Source organism: Stenotrophomonas sp. HMWF003 (genome assembly GCF_003061285.1).
Lineage (GTDB): Bacteria > Pseudomonadota > Gammaproteobacteria > Xanthomonadales > Xanthomonadaceae > Stenotrophomonas > Stenotrophomonas maltophilia_AP.
Genome location: NZ_QAIW01000270.1, coordinates 9,117 through 11,321, shown reverse-complemented (window position 1 = coordinate 11,321; position 2,205 = coordinate 9,117). Strand labels below are relative to the sequence as shown.

At 65.3% G+C, this 2,205-nt stretch carries 1 protein-coding gene; it reads right to left on the bottom strand.

The genetic code is table 11. The features are described 5' to 3' along the window. Positions 1-385: 385 nt before the first annotated feature. Positions 386-2,062, bottom strand: coding sequence for a long-chain fatty acid--CoA ligase (locus DBR34_RS11195; protein WP_128096851.1), 1,677 nt, complete (start codon positions 2,060-2,062; stop codon positions 386-388). Positions 2,063-2,205 lie beyond the last annotated feature (143 nt).

The window sequence follows — 2,205 nt, the reverse complement described above, 5'->3', positions numbered from 1 at the left end:
AAATAAAGGAGGAGGTGGCGGCCGCAGGCCGACGCCGGGGGACATTCGCCGGAAAGGGCATGGGGGCCCAGCGCCCGACCCACCGACGGCGCCAGAAAAGCCTGGCTTCCCCTGCTTACCGCAAGCCGAGCCCCGTAGCAGCCGGTAGGCCCCTGGGCAAAATAAAGGAGGAGGCCGCCCCGCGGCCGGGGGACATTTGCACCAGGGGCCTACCGGCTGCTACGGGGCCCTCACGCGCGCGACCAGTCTGATCGCAGACGCCCGCCGATCCAGACGCCGCCTGCACACTCGGCCACCCGCGTAACGTCGTCACTCTTGGGAGAAGAAAAAAGGCCCCCGCCGTTGCCGGCAGGGGCCCTGGTGCCTCTTCGATGCCCGCAGACCCTTACGGGGCGGGCGTATCGCGCAGTTCGCGGCGCAGGATCTTGCCGACGTTGGTCTTCGGCAGTTCCTTGCGGAATTCCACGATCCGGGGGTGCTTGTAGCCGGTCAGGTTGGCCCGGGCGTGTTCCTTGACCATCTCGGCGGTCAGGTTCGGGTCCTTCTTGACGATGACCACCTTGACCACTTCACCGGACTTCTCGTCGGGCACGCCGACCGCGGCCACTTCGAGCACGCCGGGCATCATCGCGATGACGTCTTCGACCTCGTTGGGGTACACGTTGAAGCCGGACACCAGGATCATGTCCTTCTTGCGGTCGACGATGTAGAAGAAGCCGTGCTCGTCCATCCGCGCCATGTCGCCGGTGTGCAGCCAGCCGTCGGCGTCGATGGCCTGGGCGGTTTCTTCCGGTCGCTGCCAGTAGCCCTTCATCACCTGCGGGCCCTTGATGCACAGCTCGCCCACTTCGCCCGGGGTCAGGGTCTTGCCGTTGTCATCCTTGACGCAGGCATCGGTGGACGGGATCGGCAGGCCGATCGCACCGTTGTACTCGGCCAGGTTGAGCGGGTTGATGCAGGCCGCCGGCGAGGTCTCGGTGAGGCCATAGGCTTCCACCAGCGTCACGCCCGTGGCCTTCTTCCAGCGCTCGGCAACCGCGCGCTGCACGGCCATGCCGCCGCCCAGGGTGAACTTCACGGTGGAGAAGTCGATCTCGTCGAAACCGGGCGTGTTGAGCAGGCCGTTGAACAGCGTGTTGACGCCGGTGATGGCGGTGAAGCGGGTGGCCTTGAGCTCCTTGACGAAGCCCTTCATGTCGCGCGGGTTGGTGATCAGGTGGTTGCAGCCACCGAACTTCATGAAGACCAGGCCGTTCGCCGTCAATGCGAAGATGTGGTACAGCGGCAGCGCCGTGATGATCACTTCCTTGCCCGGCTCGATGCCCGACGTGGACAGCCACGCCGAGGCCTGCTGCATGTTGGCGATCAGGTTGCGGTTGGTGAGCATGGCGCCCTTGGCCACGCCCGTGGTGCCGCCGGTGTACTGCAGGAAGGCGACATCCTCGTGGTCGATCTCGACCTTGGGCAGGGTGTGGCGGCTGCCCAGCTTGAGCGCCTGGTTGAAGCGCACCGCGCCGCGGATGCTGTAGTTGGGCACCATCTTCTTGATGTACTTCAACACGAAGTTCACCAGCAGGCCCTTGGCGCCGAGCATGTCGCCCAGGCCGGTGGTGATGACCTGCTTGATCGGGGTGTCGGCAATGACCTGCTGGACGGTGTCGCCGAAGTTGTCGACCACCACCAGCACCGCGGCGCCGGAATCCACCAGCTGGTGCTTGAGCTCGCGCGCGGTGTACAGCGGGTTGACGTTGACCACGGTGAGGCCGGCGCGCAGCACGCCGAAGGTGGCCACCGGGTACTGCAGGCAGTTGGGCATCATCAGGGCGACGCGATCGCCCTTTTTGAGCTGCAGCTCGCCGAGCAGGTAGGCAGCGAACTGCTCGACCAGCGCGTCGGTTTCACCGTAGGTGAGCTGCTTGCCGAAACTGGAGTAGGCGGGACGGTCGCGGTACTTGGCCACCGAGGTATCGAACACGGCAGAGACCGAAGCGAACTCGTTGACGTCGATCTCGGCAGGTACGCCGTTGGGATAGCTCTGCAGCCAGGGACGTTCCAGACTCATATTCCCCCTCCAGGAATCGTTGATGAAAGTGTGTGCTGGCCCTGAGTATCCGCCAGTTCACGTCCGGGCAGCATACCGGGCCGGATGGAAAAGGCGAAGGGGGCGTGAAGGGGCGGCGATCCGCCGCGGGGCGACGGTCGCAT